Genomic DNA, 20,288 nt, shown 5'->3' on the forward strand with positions numbered 1-20,288 from the left:
TGACCAAGGAGAGAAATGAGCGGACCGCAGGGATCTGATCCGACGCAGCCGTGGCCGGGTCAGCAGCCTGACCAGGGTGCGGACCAGCCGGCGGGCGATCCGGCGGCCAACCAGAACCAGGGCTGGCAGCCGCCGAGCACCGAGCAGCAACCCGCGTGGCAGCAACCGCCGGCGTACACGCCGCAGCAGTACCCCCAGTACCAGCAGCCGACGCAGCCGCCCACCTACTCGCCGCAGCAGTACCCCCAGGATCAGTACGGGCAGCAGCCCCCTCAGTACGATCCGGCGGCCACCCAGGCCGGTTACCCGCCGCCCGGCCAGTACAGCCAGCCCGGCGGCTACCCCCAGCAGTACGGCCAGCAGGGCGCCTACGGTCAGCAGCCCACCCAGTACGGGCAGCAGCCCGGACAGTACGGCCAGTACCCGGGCTATCCGCAGCCCGGCTCCGAGGAGGGCTCCAAGAAGTCGCTGGCCCTGATCGGCGGTGTCGTCGGCGGGTTCGTGCTCCTGGTTGTCATCGTGGTGGCCGTGCTCGGCTTCTGGAAGCCCGGCTTCTTCGTCACCACCAAGCTCGACGTCAACGCCGCGCAGACCGGTGTCGAGCAGATCCTCACCGACGAGACCAACGGTTACGGCGCCAAGAACGTCAACGACGTGAACTGCAACAACGGAGTCAGCCCGACCGTGAAGAAGGGTGACACCTTCAACTGCGAGGTCAGCATCGACGGCACGAAGCGCCAGGTCACCGTCACGTTCCAGGACGACGACGGCACCTACGAGGTCGGCAGGCCCAAGTAGCTCAGAGCTCTCCGGGCTTTCAGAGTTTGTCAGAGCTGATCTAAGGCGGCCTGCAGTCGCCCGATCGAGGACGACACGCCGTAGCGTTCGGCCAGATCGGCGACTTTGCGGGGATGCCGGGCGGCCAGGGGCAGCGTGTCGCCGTCGGTGGACCAGTCGATGTCGGCGTCGGTGGCGACGCGGACCACGGGGCCGGCCCTTTCGATGTAGTCGGTGGCGGCGAGCAACTTGTTGCGGTGGGCTTTCGACATCTTCGACCGCGGGTCCTGCGCGGCGGCGAGGATGCTTTCGAGTGAACCGTGTTGGGCCAGCAGGGTTGCGGCTGTCTTCTCTCCGATGCCGGGGACGCCGGGCAGGCCGTCGGACGGGTCACCGCGCAGCAGAGCGAGCTCGACGTAGGCCGGCCCCGCGCGGTCCAGCGGCACCCCGTAGGTGTCGGCCACCTCCTCGGGTCCCCACTTGATCGCCTTGGCGAGTCCCTTGCCCAGGTAGAGCACCCGCACGGGCACGGGTTTGTCGCGGACCAGCTGCAGCAGGTCGCGGTCGCCACTGACCACCACCACGGGATCCTTCTTCTCTCCGCTGGCCAGCGTGCCGAGCACATCGTCGGCTTCGCACTCCTTCGCCCCGGCCGTAGGGATGCCGAACGCGTCGAGGATCTCCATGATCATGTCGACCTGCGGGGTCAGATCGTCGGGAACCTCCTCGACATCGGGTTCACCCGCCGGGTTCTCCTCCACCACGCGGTGCGACTTGTAGGACGGGATGAGGTCGACCCGCCACTGCGGGCGCCAGTCGTCGTCGCGGCACACCACCAGCCGGCGGGGACGTTCCCGGGTGATCACGGTGGCGACGGCGTCGAGGAACCCGCGCAGCGCGTTGACGGGCCGGCCGTCCGGTGCCGTGATCGAGGACGGGACACCGAAGTAGGAGCGAAACCACATGCTCGCACCGTCGAGCAGGACCAGGGGGGCTTCTTTCGACGCACGGGCCATGCGGGCCATCCTGCCAGGACGCGATTAGCCTGAACGGCATGACGGGCGCCCGATTCGACGACGACGTGTACGCGCGACGGCTGCGCGCCGCGGCCGCAGCAACGGCTGACGCGGGCCTGGCCGGGCTGGTGATCACCCCCGGCTACGACCTGCGCTACCTCACGGGGTCACGCGCGCAGACCTTCGAACGGTTGACGGCACTCGTGCTGCCCGCAGACGCCGACCCGACGATCGTCGTTCCCCGCCTTGAGCTGGCCTCACTGAAAGAGTCAGCCGTCACCGAACTCGGTGTCGCCGTACGGGATTGGGTGGACGGCGACGATCCCTACGCGTTGGTGGCGGACGCCCTGCCGGGACGTGCCCCGCACCATGTCGCGGTGACGGACTCCATGCCCGCACTGCACCTGCTCCCGCTCGCCGAGGTCCTCGGTGCCGTCCCCGTGCTCGCCACCGACGTGCTGCGCACGCTGCGGATGATCAAGGATCCCGCCGAGATCGACGCATTGCGCAAAGCCGGCGCGGCGATCGACCGCGTCCACGCCCGGGTGCCCGAGTTCCTGGTGCCGGGCCGTACCGAAGCCGACGTCGCCGCTGACATCGCTGAAGCCATTGTCGCCGAAGGGCATTCGGAGGTCGCATTCATCATCGTCGGGTCCGGACCGCACGGTGCGGACCCCCACCACGAATGCTCGGACCGCGAGCTGCAGGTCGGCGACATCGTCGTCGTCGACATCGGCGGTCCGTATGACCCCGGCTACAACTCCGACTCGACGCGCACCTACAGCATCGGGGAACCCGATCCCGAGGTCGCGCGCAGGTACGCGGTGCTGCAGCGGGCGCAGCGTGCCGCGGTCGAGGCGGTTCGGCCGGGAGTGACCGCGGAGCACATCGACGCCGCGGCGCGCGACGTGCTCGCCGAGGAAGGGCTCGTCGACGCGTTCGTCCACCGGACCGGGCACGGGATCGGACTGTCCGTCCACGAGGAGCCCTACATCGTGGCGGGTAACGCGCTGCCGCTGCAGGAGGGGATGGCGTTCTCGGTCGAGCCGGGCGTCTACTTCCCGGGCCAGTGGGGCGCACGGATCGAGGACATCGTGATCGTCACCGCCGACGGAGCGCTGTCGGTCAACAACCGGCCCCACGACCTGGTCGTGGTCCCTGTCCCCTGAGCAGCCTTCAGGCGTCGCCGCGGTCCAGCAGGCTCGACGACCCGAGCACGCGTTCGACGCGCACCTCGATGACGACACGTTTGGGGTTGGGTCGCGGCGTGCGATAGCGCTGCGCGTAGCGCAATTCGGCGTCGCGCACCGCGTCGATGCTCGTGTGCACCGTCGACGTGCCTTCGAGCGACAGCCACCGCGCGCCGTCGACCTGGCTGAGCACCGCGACCCCGCGCTGTTCGGCGTTGACCGCCTTCTGGGAACCGCCCGTGGTGATGACGCGGGCGATATGGGTCGTCGGGTCGAACGTGAACCCCACCGCGACGACATGCGGAGACTGGTCGGCGCGCAACGTCGTCAACATCGCGAGGTGACGTTCGGTCAGAAACGCCAGCGCGTCGTTCGTCAGTCGCGTAGTTGCCTTGGCCATCGGCGTCCACGCTAGCGCAGGAGATAATCGGCGCCGTGACAGACACCGGCGGCGGGAGCCGTCACGCGGGCACGAACGTGGTCGTTTTCGGCGGCCGCAGTGAAATCGGGATGGAAGTCGCGCTGCGGCTGGCGTCGGGGGCTTCGGGTCGCTCGTTGGTCGTGCTGGCCGCTCGACGGCCCGACGACCTGCATCCGCAGGTCGCGGCGCTCCGGCAGGCCGGCGCTGCGGCGGTGCACACGGTCGCCTTCGACGCCGATGACCTCGCCTCGCACGGCCCCCTCGTCGAGGCGATCATCGCCGCCCATGGACCGATCGGCACCGCCGTGCTGGCTTTCGGGATCCTCGGCGACCAGTCCCGCGCCGAGGCCGATGCCGCACACGCGGCAGCCATCGCGCACACCGACTATGTCGCGCAGGTCAGCTTGCTGACGGTGCTCGCCCACACGATGCGCACGGCAGGCTCGGGCACGCTGGTGGCGTTCTCCTCGGTGGCGGGGGTGCGCGCACGCCGCGCCAACTACGTCTACGGGTCGGCCAAGGCCGGGCTGGACGCGTTCTGCAGCGGCCTGACCGATGCGCTGCGCGGTTCCGGGGTGCGTCTGCTCCTGGTGCGGCCCGGCTTCGTCATCGGTCGCATGACCGACGGCATGGCCCCGGCCCCGCTGTCGAGCACACCCGATCAGGTCGCCGACGCGACAGTGCGCGCCTTGCGTCAAGGGCGCAGCGCGGTGTGGGTCCCTAGATCCCTGGTCGCGTTGGCGTTCGCGTTCCGGATGACCCCGCGGTGGGTGTGGCGGAGGCTGAAGCGATGACGATCATCGTGGTGGGAATCGGAGCCGACGGCATGGCCGGGCTCCCCGAAACATCGAGAGACGAGTTGCGCCGAGCGACGGTCGTTTACGGCTCGCGCCGCCAACTCGACCTGCTGGACGAGTCGGTGACTGCCTCGCGCCGCGCGTGGCCCACCCCGCTGCTGGGCGCGTTGACGTCGATGCTCGACGGGGTCGACGGCGACGTACACGTGGTGGCCAGCGGCGACCCGTTGCTGCACGGGATCGGGAGCACGCTGATCCGGGTCCACGGCGCAGACAACGTCGCTGTCCTACCGCACGTCTCGTCGGTGACACTGGCCTGTTCCCGGCTGGGATGGGCGGTGCAGGACACCGAGGTCATCAGCTTGGTCTGGTACCCGCCGCATACCGCGGTGCGCCGCGGCGGTCAGGCGATCGTGCTGTCGAGGAACGGTTCGACGCCCGCCGAGCTGGCGCGGCTGCTCACCGACACGGGCCGAGGGGATTCCGAGCTCACCATTCTCGAGCAGCTCGGCGGACCCAAGGAACTCATGAGGTCTTCCACTGCGCGAGAGTGGGTGGCCCGGTCCCCCGGCGAGGTGGACGACCTGAACGTGATGGCCGTACGGTACCTGCCCGACGAACGTCGGTTCGGCAGCCTTCCCGACGACGTGTTCGCCCACGACGGCCAGATCACCAAGCAGGCGATCCGTGCGGCGACGCTGGCAGCACTCGCACCCAGGCCCGGCGAACTGCTGTGGGACGTCGGTGCGGGGTCTGGCAGTGTCTCGATCGAGTGGTGCCTCAGCGGCCCGGGATGCCGCGCGGTGGCCTTCGAGCGCGATGAGCAGCGCCGCGCCCGAATCGTGGACAACGCCACCGTATTCGGAGTTCATGTGGACGCCACCTTCGATGCGCCGGAGACATTCGAATTCACGCCGACGCCCGACGTCATCTTCATCGGCGGCGGTGTCAGCCAGGCCGGACTGATGGAGACGTGCTGGCAGAAGTTGCCACCGGGCGGCCGGCTGGTGGCCAATGCTGTCACTGTTGAATCTGAAGCGGTTCTGGCGCAATGGTATTCGCGTGTCGGTGGCCGACTCCGGCGTTTCCAGCACTACAGCGGAGACGCCGTCGGCTCCTTCACCGGCTGGCGTGCCGCCATGCCCGTCACGCAGTGGGCTGTGACGAAGCCTGATACGACCTGACCAGCTCGACGGCTTCCAGTTCGCGGATTGCGCGGCAGCCGCGCCGCAGCATCGTCAGCACCATCTCGTCGCCGCGCTCGGTGGATGCCGCGAAGGCAAAACCCAGGACGGTGATCAGTGGAGCCTGGAAGACGCCGAGACGGTAGTCCTGCCAGCATGTTTCGATGTCGTAGTCGGTGACCCCGTGGGTCAGCAGCGCTGCATGGTAGCGCTCCACCAGGTCGCGCTCGACGGCCGCGCGATCCTCCGGTGCCAGGCTGGTCGCCGTGAAGTACGTGAGGTCGCGTGCGGGCAGGCCGACCCCCATCGTCTGCCAGTCCACCACGGTGACCCGGGTGCGATCCGGATCGTAGAGCAGGTTGTCGAGGCGGTAGTCCCCGTGCATCAGCGAGAAGCGGTTGGGCTCGGCCAGCAGCCACGTCGTCACCAGGCTCATCGAGGTGACCAGGGTGTCGCGATCCTCGTCGCTGACCGAGCCGCCGAGCTTGTCGAGGGTGATGTCGGCGGCCATCACCGCGACATCACCCATTCCCTTGGCGGCCGCCTCGTCGCCCGGCTTGGGCATCACGATCGAGGGCAGGTCGAAGAAGCGCCGTTCTCCCCAGCTGGGGCCGTGCAGTCCGGCCAGCGCCTCGACGGCCAGCAACGCCTCGGCAGAGGTGCATCCGGCGATCTGATCCCCCTGCTCGGCGGGAGCCATGTCGGCCAGGACGAGGACGAAATCGGTTCCGTCGGAGGAAATCTCACTGTGGTAGCAGCCCGGCACCGGGATGGCCACCTCGGCGGTGACCGCCGAGTAGAACTCGACCTCGGACAGGTAGCCGAGCGCGACCCGCTCGCGCACAGTGTCGTCCTGCGCGGGCAGTTTGACCGCGAAGGTTTCCGGCAGAGTGGGGGATTGCGTATCGGCGGCGTACCGTGCTGTGACCCGGTAGGTGGCACCCGTCTGTCCGGTGCCGATGGCGGTCACCTGAACGTCGCTGATGTCGGCGCCCAGCGCCGAGCCCAGCCACTGCGGTGTGATGTCTTCGGGTGTGCGGGGGATCGTCACGGATTGCCTTTCGGTTCATCTGCGCATTCGGCGAAAATGGTTCGAAGCCACAGTGTTTCGGATCCGGCGAGGAGCTCGTCGCGGGTGAGGCCACCGCCGATCGTGTAGCGCTCCAACAATCGGTCGTTGAATTCCAACAGTATGCTCGCCATCACCTCGGCGGGAGGCCCGTCCGGGGCGTGGCCTGCTTCCCGTTCGGCGGAGATCATTGCCGCGACGGAGGTGACGAACGAGTTGCGGGCGTCGTCCCAGACCTCGCGGATCGCGGGATTGGTCGCCCTGGCCTCCAGCATCGCCTGCAGCAGGTAGCGGTGCTGGTCCACGGTGTCCAGCAGGGCCGTGAGCATTGCGCGGATGCGGTCGGTCCTGGGCTGGGTGGGGTCGATCAGGATGTCGCCGGCCAGGAACCCGTCTTCGTACATCGGTTCCAGCAGCGCCGCCACGGCTGCCGCCTTGTTCTCGAAGTAGAAGTAGAACGCCGAGCGCGTCACGCCCGCGCGCCGCGTGACGTCGGCGATGTTCAGCGCGTCGAACCCGGCTTCGCGCAGGTGGTGGTCGAGCGATTCGAGGATGGCGACACGCCGCAGGTCGCTCTTCTGCGGTTGACGCCGGTCGGTGGGCGAGCGCACCGGAAGTCCTCGCTGCACGCGCGAGGTTAACCCGCTCTTCTGACAACTGTCAACGAAGCGCGACAGGTGTCAACGGCTCAGTTCTGCGGATATCGACGCAGCGTGAACACCCGGTCGGCGCCGTCAACCCGGTGCCATTTGGTCTGCGACGAGCCGATGATGAGCAGGCAGCGCATGTCCACGTCGGCCGGGTCCAGCTTGGCCAGCGGCACGACCATGACCGATTCGCGCGGGCCGGAGACGTCGCGGCCGATGACCACCGGGGTGGCGGGGTCGCGATGCTCCAGCAGCAGGTCGCGCATCGCCGCCACCTGCCACGTCCTGGTCTTCGACGCCGGGTTGTAGATCGCCAGCACCATGTCCGCGGCGGCGGCCGCGGACAGACGCCGCACGATGACGTCCCACGGCTTCAGGCGGTCGGACAACGAGATCACGGCGTAGTCGTGTCCCAGTGGAGCGCCGACCCTGCTGGCCACCGCCTGTGCCGCCGTCATCGCCGGGATGACCCGGACGTCGACACCGGGCCACTGCTCGGCCTCTTCGAGCACGGCGGTCGCCATCGCGAACACGCCCGGATCTCCCGACGACACCACCGCGACGGACCGGCCCTGTGCGGCGAGTTCGCATGCGAGGCGGGCCCGGGCGGGTTCGTCGGTGTTGTCGGAAGGATGCCGATGCTGGCCTGCGCGGACGGCGACCCGGTCCAGGTACGGCCCGTACCCGATCAGGTCGGTGGCGGCGGAAAGCTCATGTCTGCTCTGCGCTGTCATCCAGTCCGATGCGCCGGGGCCCAGGCCCACGACCGCCACCGATCCGCTCTGGGCAGCGGCGCGCCGGTCACCGGTGAGCATGGTGAGCGCGAAGTAGGGCACCGAGGCGGCATCGACCTCGGCGGCGGGCAGCACCCGCTGCCTCTCCGTGCTGGCACGTTCGACGTAGTACGCGTCGCTCAGCCGGCCGGAATCCGAAAGTGCTTGTCGCACAGTGGGGTAAGAGCGGCCGAGCTTCATGATGATGGCCGCGTCGGTGTCGGAGAGCCGGCGTCGCAGTTCCTCGGCGGGCAACGTGCCGGGAAGGATCGTCAAGACCTGATCGCCCTGGACCAACGGTGTCGACACCGCCGCCGACGCAGCGCTGACCGATGTCACGCCGGGCACGATCAGGGCGTCGAAGCGCTGTGTCAGCCGGGTGTGCATGTGCATGTACGAGCTGTAGAACAGCGGGTCGCCCTCGGCCAGCAGCGCGACGTCGCGCCCGGCGTCGAGGTGGGCTGCAATGCGCTCGGCGGACTCGCGGTAGAAGTCCTCCATCGCGCCGGTGTAACCGCCTGGGTGGTCGGAGGTTTCGGTGGTGACGGGGTACACGAGGTGCTCCTCGATCTGCCCGTCACGGAGGTACGGTTCGGCGATGCTGCGCGCAATGCTGCGCCCGTGCCGCGCGCTGTGATATGCGACCACGTCGGCCGCGCCGATCACCCGGGCCGCCTTCACCGTCACCAGCTCCGGGTCGCCGGGACCGAGTCCGACGCCCCACAGGGTCCCCTGAGTTCCCGTCATTCGTCCTCTGCCGCAATCGCGTTCACGGCCGCCGCAGCCATCGCGCTGCCGCCTCGACGGCCGGTGACCATCAGGTAGGAGATGCCGCGCGGGTTGTCGATGAGCTCCTGCTTGGACTGCTCGGAACCGACGAAACCCACGGGCCCGCCGAGCACCGAGGCCGGCGGTGCGACGCCGTCGTCGACGAGCTCGAGCAGTCGGAACAGCGCGGTGGGCGCATTGCCGATGGCCAGCACCGCGCCGGGGATCCGGTCCGCCCAGAGATCGACCGCTGCTGCCGAGCGGGTGGTGCCCATCTTGGCGGCGAGGTCGGGGGCGCGGGAATCGGCGACCAAGGAGACCACCTCGTTGTCGGCGGGTAGCCGCCGCCGGGTGATTCCCGCGGCGACCATCGACGAATCGCACAGGATGGGGGCGCCGCCGGCGAGTGCGGCATGGGTACGAGACACCACGTCAGGGGTGAAAGCGACGTGCTCGGTGACATCGACCTGTCCGCACGTATGGATCAGCCGCACCACCGCGCGGGCGACGTCGGCGGGAAATCGCGCGAGATCGGCCTCGTCGCGGATGGTCGCAAACGACTGACGGTAGATCTCCGCGGCGTCGCGGGTGTAGTCGAGCACCCGTTCACCCTACGGGTGCAGTTCGCGGGCCTGATAGCCGTCTCCGGTCGCCACCAGCACGGCGCCGTGTGCAGGGCTGCCGCAGGCGCGTTCACAGCCGACGAAGTGCCTGTGCGACCTCACCGCGGGGTCCAGCGCCGCCGCCGCGTCGGCCCGCACGTCGGTCAGGGAGTGTGCACAGCCCGGGCTGCCCGTACAGGCCGACAGCGACAGCCAGGGGGAGTCCTCGTCGAACACCAGCCCCAAGGGTGCGAGCACCCGCAGGGCGACATCGGCGACGCCCTCGTCGAGGTCGAAGATCAGGACCGACCGCCACGGGGTGACCGCCAGTGGGGCGCCGATGGCCGCCAGGTAGCGCGCCACCTCGGCGTCGAGGACACCGAGCGGTACGGCGGCGCCGAGGGTGATGCGTCCGTCGTCCTGCTCGATCCATCCGACGGGCGGGCGGGCCTGCGGGGGCCACGTCATCCCCGGAGGGGTGACCGCGGCCCGATCCGCGAGCAGTACGGCCGGATCGTCGAGTTCGGTGACGCGCCAGGCGTTTCCCCGCGCCTCGGTGAAGCGCGTCGCCACGGAGAGCAGTTCGTGCACCGCGTCGGCGATGTCGATTCGGACTCCGGTGTCTTCACCGCCAAGAAGCAGTGCGCCGGTGGCCGTGTCGAGGGCATGGACGCCGACGTCGGCGCCGAGCCCCGAGATGTCCCCGCGCCCGTCGTCGATGCCGAACAGAAAACGTCCGGGCAACCTGGCCAGCTGCGGGTCGCGCTGCAGCGCGGCGTCGAGCGCGACAACGAGTCCGCGCGTGTCGCAAAGTCCGCCGCTGCGACCGGCCAGCGGGGAGGCCACGATGTTGCGCACGCGTTCGTGGCTCGCCGACGGCAGCAATCCGGTGTCGGCTAGGAGACCTGCGACAGACGCGGTGTCGCGCACACCGCGGATCTGCACGTTGCCGCGCGACGTCAGCTCCAGCGTGGATGCGGCGAAATCGATGGCGGCGAGGGCGATCGTTTCCATCTGGTCGGCGGTCATGACACCGCCGGGCAGGCGGATCCGCGCCAGCTCGCCGTCTGCAGCGCTGTGGGTCTGCAGCGCGCCGGGACAGGCGTCGTCGTCGCGAGTCCGGGCCATGGGCTCACGGTACCCGCGTGGCCGGCCGAGAACTGGCCTGCGGGTCCAGATGTGCGCGCCGCGAGGCTCTCAGCTCGCGAGCGCCACCGGCGTCACGATCTGTGAGTACGTCGATGCGTCGCCTGTGATGGCCCGGCTGGGGACGCCGTGGACATCGACGGGGATGTCCCCGGCGAGGGTGACCCGTGAGAGGCGGCGGAACTGGTCGTCGTAGTCGGCGACGGCGTAGTGCTGGGTGGCCCTGTTGTCCCACACGGCGAGGTCGCCCAGCTCCCAGTTCCATCGAATCGTGTTCTCCAGCTTGGTGATCCGATTCTGCAACAGCGCGAACAGCGCCGTCGACTCGGCGTGGCCGAGGCCCACGAAGTGCTTGACGAAGTGGCCGAGCAGCAGCACCTTGCGCCCGGTCTCGGGGTGAACCCGGACGACGGGATGCTCGGTCTCGTAGTAGTCGGAGACGAACTCCTCGCGATACTGGCGCTCGGTGTCGGCGAGTTTTTCGATGCGCGCGTCGGCATCGGCGGCGTAGTCATAGGTGTTGGTGTGCACCGCCCACAGGTTCTCCGCCAGCAGCCGCAGCGGGCCGGGGAGCCGGTCATAGGCCGCTTCGGTCGACGCCCATGTGGTCGTCCCGCCGTACGGCGGCAGCGTGATCGCCCGCAACAGCGATGCTTTCGGTATGCGGTCGACGAAAGTGACGTCGGTGTGCCAGCTGTTGGCCTTGTCGTAGCGCGAGTCGATCGGCAGCACCTTGGCGCCGCGCGAGGTCACCGTCGGATGTGCCGTCGTCGGTGTGCCCAGTGCGCGAGCGAACTCGAGCTGGCCGTCGTCGTCGAGGTCGTGCTGTCCGCGGAAGAAGATCACCTTGTGTTCGAGCAGCGCGGCGTTGATCTGAGCCGCGGTACGTGAACTCACGCCGCGCGCCAGATCGACGCCGTCGATACGTGCCCCGATGTGTGCGCCGAGCTTGACGACAGTCAATGATGACAACGGTCCTCCTCCAAAACTTTCAGACCGTCACTGTGCCGCGTCGCAGCGACCGGGCCCACCTTTAGATTCAACGCGAATCGAATCCGTGCAGTTTCAGCGAAGTCACGATCGGGTAAGGACAGCAGTCAGCGTGTCGATGCGGGTTCGCGCAGACACCTGAGACCGAGGGGAATCGAGAGCAGTGAGCTCCCTGTGGGACTACGTCTCTGCGCACTACCCTCAGCTGATCTTCGACTCGTACCAGCATGTCAGTGCCGTGGTGCAGAGCGTGCTGATCGCGACGGTCATCGGCGTGCTGATCGGTGTGCTCACATACCGCAGCGCCCTTGCCGCCAACCTGGCGACCACGACGTCGAGTGTGATCCTGACAGTGCCGTCGTTCGCACTCCTGGGTCTGCTCATCCCGCTGTTCGGGCTCGGGGTCATTCCCAGCGTCACCGCGCTGGTGCTGTATTCGCTGCTGCCCATAGTCCGCAACACCATCGTCGGACTCAACGCCGTCGACCCGGCTCTGACCGATGCGGCGCGGGGGATCGGCATGAGTCGGCTGGACACCCTGCGCCGGGTCGAATTGCGTCTCGTATGGCCGGCCATCCTGTCCGGGATGCGCCTGAGTACGCAGATGTCCATGGGCGTGCTCGCCATCGCCGCGTACGTCAAGGGGCCCGGCCTGGGCAATCTGATCTTCGCGGGCCTGGCCCGGGTGGGCAGCCCCACGGCACTACCGATGGCGTTGAGCGGCACCCTCCTGATCGTGATCCTGGCACTCGCACTCGATGCCGTCCTGGTGCTGATCGGACGGCTCACGACGTCGAAAGGCATTCGGTGACAACGACTTCTGAAAAGGGTTCAGGACCGGCGCAACACTCCGAACCGACCGGCGTACGCATCGAACTCGACCACGTGTCGAAGGTGTATCCGGGAGCCGATCAGCCTGCCGTCGACGACGTGTCGTTGGAGATCCCGGCCGGCGAGATCGTCATCTTCGTCGGGCCCTCCGGATGCGGCAAGACGACTACGATGCGCATGATCAACCGGCTCAGTGAGCCGACGTCGGGGCGGATCCTGATCGGTGAGAAGGACGCGTTGTCGATCAAGCCGACCGAGCTGCGTCGCTCGATCGGTTACGCCATCCAGCAGGCCGGTCTCTTCCCGCACATGACGATCCGTCAGAACGTCGCACTGGTGCCGGGCCTCCTCGGCTGGGACCGCACCAGGATCGGCGACCGCGTCGACGAGCTTCTCGACCTGGTCGGACTTGAGCCCGCCCAATACGCCGACCGCTATCCACGCCAGCTCTCGGGTGGCCAGCAGCAGCGCGTCGGCGTCGCGCGGGCGCTGGCGGCCGACCCGCCGGTGCTGCTCATGGACGAACCCTTCGGTGCTGTCGACCCGATCACCAGGAGCACGCTGCAGGACGAATTGCTGCGGTTGCAAACCGAATTGCGCAAGACCATCGTCTTCGTCACCCACGACTTCGGGGAGGCCGTCAAGCTCGGCGACCGTATCGCGGTGCTCGGCCAGCAGTCCAAGGTGCTGCAGTACGACACCCCGCAGAACATCCTCGCCAGCCCCGCCGACGAAACGGTCGCCGGTTTCGTGGGGTCCGGGGCCTCCCTGCAACAGCTCGGTCTGCTTCGCGTCAAGGACGTCGCACTCGAAGAACGTCCGTCGGTGCACCGCGGCGACAGTGTCGAGGCGGTGCGGTCGGTGATCGCGGCGAGCGACCACGATTGGGCCGTCGTCCTCGACGACCGGCAGCGGCCGGTCAGCTGGGTGCGTGAGAGCCGCCTGCGGCATGCGAACTCGCTGGCTGACGCGGTCGAGCGGCTCGACGTGGTGAGCACCCATTCGACGCTGGAGGACGCGCTGGAGGCGATCCTGGCCGAGCAGCACGCATCGGCCGTCGTCGCGGGGCCCGGGAATCGTTATGAGGGCGTCGTCACCCTCGACACCCTCATCGCGACGATCACGAAGCTCCGTGCCGACGCCGAGGCGTCGAACGCCGACGAAAGCACGTCGTGAGCACCGCTACCGACGCCGTACCCGCCGATGCGTCCAGCACGCCGGCGAGGACACGGGCCGAGCGCCTACGGCTCTTCATCCAGCCGGTGCTCGTCCTCCTGGTCGGGGCCGCCGTGGTCTTCTGGGCCTTCAACCGTGACCTGACCGCCACCCAGCAGGAGAACATCAACCCGGCCAATGTCGCCACGCTGATCTGGCAGCATCTGCTCATCACGGCGGCGGTGACGGTCATCGTGCTGGTGATCGGCATTCCGCTGGGCGTGCTGGTGACCCGGCCGGGCGCAAAGGCGTTGCGCCCGTTGTTCGTCGGGATCGCCAATGTCGGGCAGGCCGCGCCGGCCATCGGCCTGCTGGTGCTGCTCTTCCTGCTGACCGCGCAGACGGGCTTCTGGATCGGCGTGCTGCCGATCGCGCTGTACTCGCTCTTGCCCGTGCTGTCGAGCACCATCCTCGGCATCGACCAGGTCGACCGGCCGCTCATCGACGCCGGCCTCGGCCAGGGCATGTCCCGCCGATCGCTGCTCCTGCGCGTCGAACTCCCACTGGCCGTGCCCTATATTCTCGCCGGTCTGCGCACGTCGCTCGTGCTCGCTGTCGGCACCGCGACCCTGTCCTTCCTCGTCAACGCCGGGGGCTTGGGGATCCTCATCGACACCGGCTACAAGTTGCAGGACGACGTGACGCTGATCCTGGGCAGCGTGCTGGCCGTGTGCCTGGCGCTGCTGGTGGACTGGCTCGGCGGGCTGGCCGAGTTCTTCATCAGCCCGAAGGGGTTGCGGTGATGAGAAGAGTTGCCGCACTGGCCCTCGTCGTGGTGTCGGTGCTGACGGGCTGCGGACTGGGCTCGGGAAGCACGGTGCCCCTGCGTGTCGGGCCGGGGACGGTCCAGCCCAACCCCGCCCTGGAGGGCGTACCGATCACGGTCGGCTCCAAGGAGTACACCGAGCAGGTGATCATGGGCTACATCCTGGAGTTCACCCTGGCCGCCGCCGGCGCCGACGTCCGCGACCTCACCGGAATCGTCGGGTCCCGAAGCACAAGGGAGGCACAGCTTTCCGGGCAGGTCGACGTCGCCTACGAGTTCACCGGCAACGCCTGGATCAACTACCTCGGGCACGAGAAGCCGATCCCGGACACCCGGGAGCAGTACGAGGCCGTCCGCGACGAGGACCTCGAACGCAACGACATGGTGTGGCTGGAACCCGGCCCCATGGACGACACCTACGCGCTGGCGGCGAGCCCCCGGACGGTCGAACGGACCGGCGTGCGAACGCTTTCCGACTATGCCGCGTTGGTGCTGCGGGACCCCGCCGCCGCCCGGACATGTGTGGACACCGAATTCCGCGCCCGCCAGGACGGCTTCCCCGGGATGGCGGCTGCGTACGGCTTCGATCCGCAACGCGCCCAGACGCCGGTCCTGCAGGTCGGCATCATCTACCAGGCCACCGCCGACGGCACCGAGTGTGACTTCGGCGAGGTGTTCACCACCGACGGCCGCATCGCGGCACTGAACCTGACGCTTCTTACCGACGACAAGCAGTTCTTCGCTCACTACAACCCGTCGGTGACGATGAAACGGGAGTTCTTCGAGGCTCATCCCGAGATCGCCGAGGTGACCGCGCCGGTGACGGCGGCGCTGACCAATGAGGCGATCACCGACATGAACAAGCAGGTCGACGTCGAGGGGCGGGATCCCAGTGTGGTGGCCCGCGACTGGATGGTCGAGCAGGGGTTCGTCACCGCCGAGTAGCGCGGATGTGACGGTGGTCACTTCGCTTCGCGACCCGTACCGTCACGCACACAACCCCCTTTTTGGCCGGGACCGGCGGTACCGTCTCGCTTACTGAACCCGTGTCGAACAACGGGTCGTGTGAAAGGAACCGACGATGCTTGCCCTCTTCGCTTTCGCGACGGTCATCTTCCTGCTGATCGCTGCCATCGGCATGCCGTACCGGCAGACCTGGTATGCCCGCTGGAACGGCTGACGTTCAGCGTTTCGCCGGCCGGTACGTGCCGAAGCTCCAGATGTTGCCGTAAGGATCCCGTGCGGCGAACTCGTGTGAGCCGTAATCATGATCGGTGATGCCCATGACGATCTCGGCGCCCGCTGCGCACGCACGGTCGTGCAGAGCGTCCACCTCGGCGGCCGTGGTGATCACGACGTAAACCACAACCGGCCCGGGCAGTGCGAACACGCTGTCGCGCTCGGCGTCGTCGACCATTACCACGCCGGTGCCGACCTCCACTTCGGCGTGCTGCAGCGGCTGATCAGGGTCCGGGGGCACCACCAGCGTCGGCACGGCTCCGAATGCCTGCGCAAGCCACTCGATGCCCTTCCTGGGATCGGTGAACGGCACGATCGGGACGGCGCCCATGTGGTTCTGGCTCGTTGTCATGCCGACGACGGTAGGAGCCTCACCCGGCCGGGTCTTGTACGGAATTGACGGTGTCCCGAAGTTCCGACGGCGTGATGCCGGCGAATTCGCGCACGTCGCGGGACAGGTGGGCCTGGTCGAAATAGCCGCACTCCGCGGCAGCCGCCGCTGGGCCGGCGCCCTCCCGAAGCCGAGCGCACGCGCGCTCGAACCGGACGATGCGTGCCACCACCTTCGGGGGAAGCCCGACCGTGTCGCGATAGCGCGCGATGAATTTGCGGTGGCTCCAGCCCAACTCGGTCGCGAGCGCCCCGATCGCCGTGGTGCCCCCGCTGGCGACGATCCGCCCGAGTGACCACGCCACCTCGGCGTCGATGTCCCCCGCATCGGCGAGACGCGCGGCGAGTGCGGCGTCGACGAGCGCGAAGCGTTCCTGCCACGTGGCCGCGTCGCCGATGCGCTGGACAAGGTCCGCGCCGCCTCGTCCCAGCACCGCCTCGATCGGCACCGAGCGATTGGCCAATTCGCTCAGCGGAACGCCCAGGACGCGGCGAGCGCCCAGCGGGGTCAGATCGACCTGCAGGCAGCGAGCCGAGCCCGCGTGGCCGACCAGTACGGGCCCGTCGGTGAGGCCTGCGACGAAAGACCGCAGCCGCAGCGGAGCCGACCCGATGTGCTCGCGATGAGCCACGGACCAGCCCTGGTCGAGGTCGATGATGATCGGGACGAACGTGCACGCCACCTCGCGGAAGGTCGCCGGGCCGCCTCCGCACACCGTGAACCCCTCGTAGCGAAGCACCACGTCGCGCAACGACGGGTGCGGGGCGCCGGCGGCCATGCCCTATCCGGCGTCCGTGCCCATGCCCGCGCTCATGCCTGCCACGGTAGTCCGGTACGAATAGGTGGTGACCGAACCCGCCCCCAGCCAGGTTTCGACGGTGCTCCTCCTGTCGACGTCGGACACCGACCTCATCGCGGCGCGGGCCAGTGGTGCCCACTATCGGTGGGCCAATCCGTCGCGCCTCGTGGACGGCGAACTCGACGATCTGTTGCGCGACGCGGACATCGCGATCGTGCGAATCCTGGGCGGGTACCGGGCCTGGGAGGACGGCATCGACGCCGTCGTTGCCAGTGGTGTTCCTGCTGTGGTTGTCAGCGGCGAGCAAGCCGCTGACGCCGATCTGATGGCGCACTCCACGGTGCCTGCCGGCGTGGCGCTGCAGGCGCACATCTACCTGGCCCAGGGCGGTACCGAGAACCTGGCGAACCTGCACTCGTTCCTGTCCGACACGCTGCTGATGACCGGGTTCGGTTTCGCCGAACCGGTCGCCACGCCGGACTGGGGCGTTCTGGAACGCGCCGCCCATCCAGGGGATGGACCCACCGTCGCGGTGCTGTTCTACCGAGCCCAGTACCTGGCAGGTAACACCGCCTACATCGAAGCGCTGTGTGAGGCGATCGAAAATGCTGGGGGAGAAGCACTTCCGGTGTTCTGCGCATCGCTGCGAACCGCGGACGCGGCGCTGATCGAACTGCTCGGCTCCGCCGACGCGCTCATCACCACCGTGCTCGCGGCCGGTGGCGCCACCCCGGCGGCTGTCGGCGCCGGCGGCGCCGACGACACATGGAACGTGGCACACCTTGCCGCCCTCGACGTTCCGATCCTGCAGGGGCTGTGCCTGACGAGTTCGCGAGCGCAATGGGACGACAACGACGACGGGATGTCACCTCTGGACGTCGCCACTCAGGTGGCGGTGCCGGAGTTCGACGGCCGCATCATCACGGTGCCGTTCTCGTTCAAGGAGATCGACGACGAGGGCCTGATCTCCTACGTTCCCGACGCCGAACGCTGCGCCAGGGTGGCCGGCCTCGCGATCCGGCATGCCCGGCTGCGCTCCATCGCCCCGGCGGACAAGCGCGTCGCGCTCGTGTTCTCCGCGTACCCCACCAAGCACGCCCGCATCGGGAACGCGGTAGGGCTCGACACCCCCGCCAGCGCCATTCGCCTCCTGCAGGCGATGGCCGAGCGCGGCTACGACGTCGGCGACATCCCCGGCCTCGAGGCGGGCGATGGTGACGCCCTGATCCACGCGCTCATCGAACGCGGCGGCCAGGATGCGGCCTGGCTGACCGAAGGCCAGCTCACAGGAAACCCGATCCGGGTGTCCGCCAAGGATTATCGGGAGTGGTTCGCCACCCTGCCCGTCGACCTGACCGAGGCCGTCGTCGAGCACTGGGGCCCGCCGCCGGGCGAGCTGTTCGTCGATCGCAGCGTCGATCCCGACGGCGAGATCGTCATCGCGGCAATGCGATCGGGCAACGTCGTGTTGATGGTGCAGCCGCCCCGCGGGTTCGGCGAGAACCCGGTCGCGATCTACCACGATCCCGACCTGCCGCCCAGCCACCATTACCTGGCCGCCTACCACTGGCTGGGGAGTGGATTCGGCGACGGCGTGTCGAACACTTTCGATGCAGACGCGATCGTGCACCTCGGCAAGCACGGCAACCTGGAATGGCTGCCCGGCAAGACGCTGGGCATGTCGGCGGCGTGTGGCACCGACGCCGCGCTGGGCAATCAGCCGCTGATCTACCCGTTCCTGGTCAACGATCCCGGCGAGGGAACACAGGCCAAGCGGCGCGCCCACGCCACGCTGATCGACCACCTCATCCCGCCGATGGCCAGAGCCGAAACCTACGGCGACATCGCGAGATTGGAGCAGCTGCTCGACGAGCACGCCACGATCTCGGCACTCGATCCGGGTAAGCTGCCCGCGATCCGTCAGCAGATCTGGACGCTCATGCGGGCCGCCAAGATGGACCACGACCTCGGCCTGGAAGACCGTCCCGATGAAGACGTGTTCGACGACATGCTGCTGCACGTCGACGGCTGGCTGTGCGAGATCAAGGACGTCCAGATCCGCGACGGCCTCCACATCCTGGGGGAAACACCGGAGGGGGAGTCGCAACTCGACCTCGTGTTGGCAATCCTGCGGGCCCGCCAACTGTTCGGCGGTGAGCAGACGGTGCCGGGCCTGCGCCAGGCGCTGGGCCTGACCGAGGACGGGACCGACGAGCGCGTCGCCGTCGACGCGGCGGAGGCCCAGGCTCGCGAACTCGTTGCCGCACTGCAGAAAACCGGCTGGGATGCCGGCGCCGTCGACACCCTGACCGAGAATCCGGACGTCGCAGCGATCCTGCGCTTCGCCGCGACCGAGGTGGTACCCCGTCTCGCAGGCACAGCGAGCGAGGTCGAACAGATCCTGCGCGCACTCGACGGGCGGTTCATCGCCTCCGGGCCGTCCGGCTCGCCGCTGCGCGGACTGGTCAACGTCCTGCCCACCGGCCGCAACTTCTACTCCGTCGACCCCAAGGCCGTCCCGTCTCGGCTCGCGTGGGAAACCGGTGTCGCGATGGCCGATTCGCTGCTGGAGCGCTACCACACCGATTACGGTCGCTGGCCGGAATCGGTGGGCCTGTCGGTTTGGGGCACATCGGCGATGCGCACTGCAGGCGACGACATCGCCGAAGTGCTCGCGCTGCTCGGCGTCCGGCCCATCTGGGACGACGCGTCGCGGCGCGTCGTCGATCTGGAAGCCATCCCGCTTTCCGAACTGGGCAGGCCGCGCATCGACGTCACGGTGAGGATCTCCGGGTTCTTCCGTGACGCGTTCCCCCACGTCGTCGCGATGCTCGACGACGCGGTCCGGTTGGTGGCCGATCTCGACGAGCCCGACGAGGACAACTACGTGCGGGCGCACTCGCAGGCGGACCTGTCCGAGCATGGCGACCAAAGGCGCTCCACCACAAGGATTTTCGGGTCCAAGCCGGGAACATACGGCGCCGGTCTGTTGCAGCTGATCGACAGCCGGAACTGGCGCGACGATGCTGACCTCGCCGAGGTGTACACCGCGTGGGGCGGTTTCGCCTACGGCCGCGGCCTCGACGGCGCACCGGCCACCGACGACATGAACAGGGCGTACCGCCGGATCAAGGTGGCGGCCAAGAACACCGACACACGCGAACACGACATCGCAGACTCGGACGACTACTTCCAGTACCACGGCGGCATGGTGGCCACGGTGCGCGCGCTGACCGGTAAGGATCCCGCCGCCTACATCGGCGACAACACCAGGCCCGATGCGGTGCGTACCCGCACGTTGAACGAGGAGACCACCCGGGTGTTCCGCGCCCGTGTCGTCAACCCGCGCTGGATGACCGCGATGCGCAGGCACGGATACAAGGGCGCCTTCGAGATGGCTGCGACCGTCGACTACCTCTTCGGCTACGACGCAACCGCCGGAGTGATGGCCGACTGGATGTACGAGCAGCTCTCGCACAGCTACGTGCTCGACGACGAGAACCGCAAGTTCATGTCCGAGTCGAACCCGTGGGCGCTGCACGGCATGGCCGAACGCCTCCTGGAGGCGGCCGGACGCGGCATGTGGGCCGCACCCGAGGCGGCCACCCTCGACAGCCTCAAGCAGGTGCTCCTCGAGACCGAGGGCGACCTCGAGGGCTAGGAACGG

19 protein-coding genes are annotated in these 20,288 nt (G+C 68.4%); 9 read left to right on the forward strand and 10 right to left on the reverse strand.

Features of this window, described 5'->3' with window-relative positions; translation table 11 throughout:
- Positions 1-15: 15 nt before the first annotated feature.
- Entirely contained in the window at positions 16-798 is a 783-nt protein-coding gene (locus ACAG24_RS22140; protein WP_370474528.1) for a DUF4333 domain-containing protein, read from the forward strand.
- 29 nt (positions 799-827) lie between these two features.
- On the opposite strand, the gene ACAG24_RS22145 is transcribed toward ACAG24_RS22140, so the two are convergent.
- Positions 828-1,802: a 5'-3' exonuclease gene (locus ACAG24_RS22145; protein ID WP_370474527.1), complete on the reverse strand. Its 975-nt coding sequence runs from the start codon at positions 1,800-1,802 to the stop codon at positions 828-830.
- 29 nt (positions 1,803-1,831) lie between these two features.
- Here ACAG24_RS22145 and ACAG24_RS22150 point away from each other — a divergent pair, with 29 nt between their 5' ends.
- Positions 1,832-2,962 carry a M24 family metallopeptidase gene (locus ACAG24_RS22150; protein ID WP_370474526.1) on the forward strand — a complete coding sequence of 377 codons (1,131 nt, stop codon included), beginning with the start codon at positions 1,832-1,834 and terminating at the stop codon, positions 2,960-2,962.
- Between the two features lie 7 nt (positions 2,963-2,969).
- Here the strand turns inward: ACAG24_RS22150 and ACAG24_RS22155 are convergent, their stop codons facing one another.
- The gene (locus tag ACAG24_RS22155) at positions 2,970-3,383 is read right to left on the reverse strand and encodes a F420-dependent biliverdin reductase (protein ID WP_370474525.1); all 414 of its coding nucleotides are present in this window, start codon (positions 3,381-3,383) and stop codon (positions 2,970-2,972) included.
- A gap of 35 nt (positions 3,384-3,418) precedes the next feature.
- Here ACAG24_RS22155 and dprE2 point away from each other — a divergent pair, with 35 nt between their 5' ends.
- A complete protein-coding gene (dprE2, locus tag ACAG24_RS22160) occupies positions 3,419-4,198 on the forward strand; it encodes a decaprenylphospho-beta-D-erythro-pentofuranosid-2-ulose 2-reductase (protein ID WP_370474524.1) in 780 nt (259 codons plus the stop codon).
- Complete coding sequence (gene cbiE, locus ACAG24_RS22165) at positions 4,195-5,385, forward strand: precorrin-6y C5,15-methyltransferase (decarboxylating) subunit CbiE (protein ID WP_370474523.1); 1,191 nt, start codon at positions 4,195-4,197, stop codon at positions 5,383-5,385. The genes dprE2 and cbiE overlap by 4 nt, the downstream gene beginning before the upstream one ends.
- On the opposite strand, the gene ACAG24_RS22170 is transcribed toward cbiE, so the two are convergent.
- The 6 genes from ACAG24_RS22170 to ACAG24_RS22195 all read right to left on the reverse strand — a co-directional run bounded on the left by ACAG24_RS22170 (position 5,348) and on the right by ACAG24_RS22195 (position 11,362).
- Complete coding sequence (locus ACAG24_RS22170) at positions 5,348-6,436, reverse strand: phosphotransferase family protein (protein ID WP_370474522.1); 1,089 nt, start codon at positions 6,434-6,436, stop codon at positions 5,348-5,350. The two genes, cbiE and ACAG24_RS22170, sit on opposite strands and share 38 nt — an antisense overlap.
- Positions 6,433-7,065 carry a TetR/AcrR family transcriptional regulator gene (locus ACAG24_RS22175; protein ID WP_370474521.1) on the reverse strand — a complete coding sequence of 211 codons (633 nt, stop codon included), beginning with the start codon at positions 7,063-7,065 and terminating at the stop codon, positions 6,433-6,435. Before ACAG24_RS22175 ends, ACAG24_RS22170 begins: the two co-directional genes overlap by 4 nt.
- Positions 7,066-7,142: 77 nt before the next feature.
- A complete protein-coding gene (locus ACAG24_RS22180; protein WP_370474520.1) occupies positions 7,143-8,621 on the reverse strand; it encodes a precorrin-2 C(20)-methyltransferase in 1,479 nt (492 codons plus the stop codon).
- Positions 8,618-9,244: a precorrin-8X methylmutase gene (locus ACAG24_RS22185; RefSeq protein WP_370474519.1), complete on the reverse strand. Its 627-nt coding sequence runs from the start codon at positions 9,242-9,244 to the stop codon at positions 8,618-8,620. The genes ACAG24_RS22180 and ACAG24_RS22185 overlap by 4 nt, the downstream gene beginning before the upstream one ends.
- 9 nt (positions 9,245-9,253) lie before the next feature.
- The gene (gene cobG / locus ACAG24_RS22190) at positions 9,254-10,372 is read right to left on the reverse strand and encodes a precorrin-3B synthase (RefSeq protein ID WP_370474518.1); all 1,119 of its coding nucleotides are present in this window, start codon (positions 10,370-10,372) and stop codon (positions 9,254-9,256) included.
- Positions 10,373-10,441: 69 nt separating this feature from the next.
- Positions 10,442-11,362: a TauD/TfdA dioxygenase family protein gene (locus tag ACAG24_RS22195; protein WP_370474517.1), complete on the reverse strand. Its 921-nt coding sequence runs from the start codon at positions 11,360-11,362 to the stop codon at positions 10,442-10,444.
- 181 nt (positions 11,363-11,543) lie between these two features.
- On the opposite strand from ACAG24_RS22195, the gene ACAG24_RS22200 reads away from it, so the two are divergent.
- From ACAG24_RS22200 to ACAG24_RS22215, 4 genes are read left to right on the forward strand one after another with little or no spacing between them, the layout of a single operon-like run.
- On the forward strand, positions 11,544-12,191 hold the full coding sequence (locus tag ACAG24_RS22200; RefSeq protein ID WP_370474516.1) for an ABC transporter permease: 648 nt from the start codon (positions 11,544-11,546) through the stop codon (positions 12,189-12,191).
- On the forward strand, positions 12,188-13,387 hold the full coding sequence (locus ACAG24_RS22205) for an ABC transporter ATP-binding protein (protein ID WP_370474515.1): 1,200 nt from the start codon (positions 12,188-12,190) through the stop codon (positions 13,385-13,387). The genes ACAG24_RS22200 and ACAG24_RS22205 overlap by 4 nt, the downstream gene beginning before the upstream one ends.
- On the forward strand, positions 13,384-14,169 hold the full coding sequence (locus ACAG24_RS22210) for an ABC transporter permease (RefSeq protein WP_370474514.1): 786 nt from the start codon (positions 13,384-13,386) through the stop codon (positions 14,167-14,169). Before ACAG24_RS22205 ends, ACAG24_RS22210 begins: the two co-directional genes overlap by 4 nt.
- Positions 14,169-15,137, forward strand: a complete 969-nt coding sequence (locus ACAG24_RS22215) for a glycine betaine ABC transporter substrate-binding protein (protein ID WP_370474513.1) — start codon at positions 14,169-14,171, stop codon at positions 15,135-15,137. The genes ACAG24_RS22210 and ACAG24_RS22215 overlap by 1 nt, the downstream gene beginning before the upstream one ends.
- 238 nt (positions 15,138-15,375) lie before the next feature.
- Here the strand turns inward: ACAG24_RS22215 and ACAG24_RS22220 are convergent, their stop codons facing one another.
- Positions 15,376-15,783, reverse strand: a complete 408-nt coding sequence (locus tag ACAG24_RS22220; protein WP_370474512.1) for a VOC family protein — start codon at positions 15,781-15,783, stop codon at positions 15,376-15,378.
- A 19-nt stretch (positions 15,784-15,802) separates the two neighbouring features.
- Positions 15,803-16,600 carry an AraC family transcriptional regulator gene (locus tag ACAG24_RS22225; protein WP_370474511.1) on the reverse strand — a complete coding sequence of 266 codons (798 nt, stop codon included), beginning with the start codon at positions 16,598-16,600 and terminating at the stop codon, positions 15,803-15,805.
- 67 nt (positions 16,601-16,667) lie between these two features.
- On the opposite strand from ACAG24_RS22225, the gene cobN reads away from it, so the two are divergent.
- Complete coding sequence (cobN, locus tag ACAG24_RS22230; protein WP_370474510.1) at positions 16,668-20,282, forward strand: cobaltochelatase subunit CobN; 3,615 nt, start codon at positions 16,668-16,670, stop codon at positions 20,280-20,282.
- Positions 20,283-20,288 lie beyond the last annotated feature (6 nt).

The organism is Mycobacterium bulgaricum (genome assembly GCF_041287165.2).
Taxonomy (GTDB): Bacteria; Actinomycetota; Actinomycetes; order Mycobacteriales; family Mycobacteriaceae; genus Mycobacterium; species Mycobacterium bulgaricum.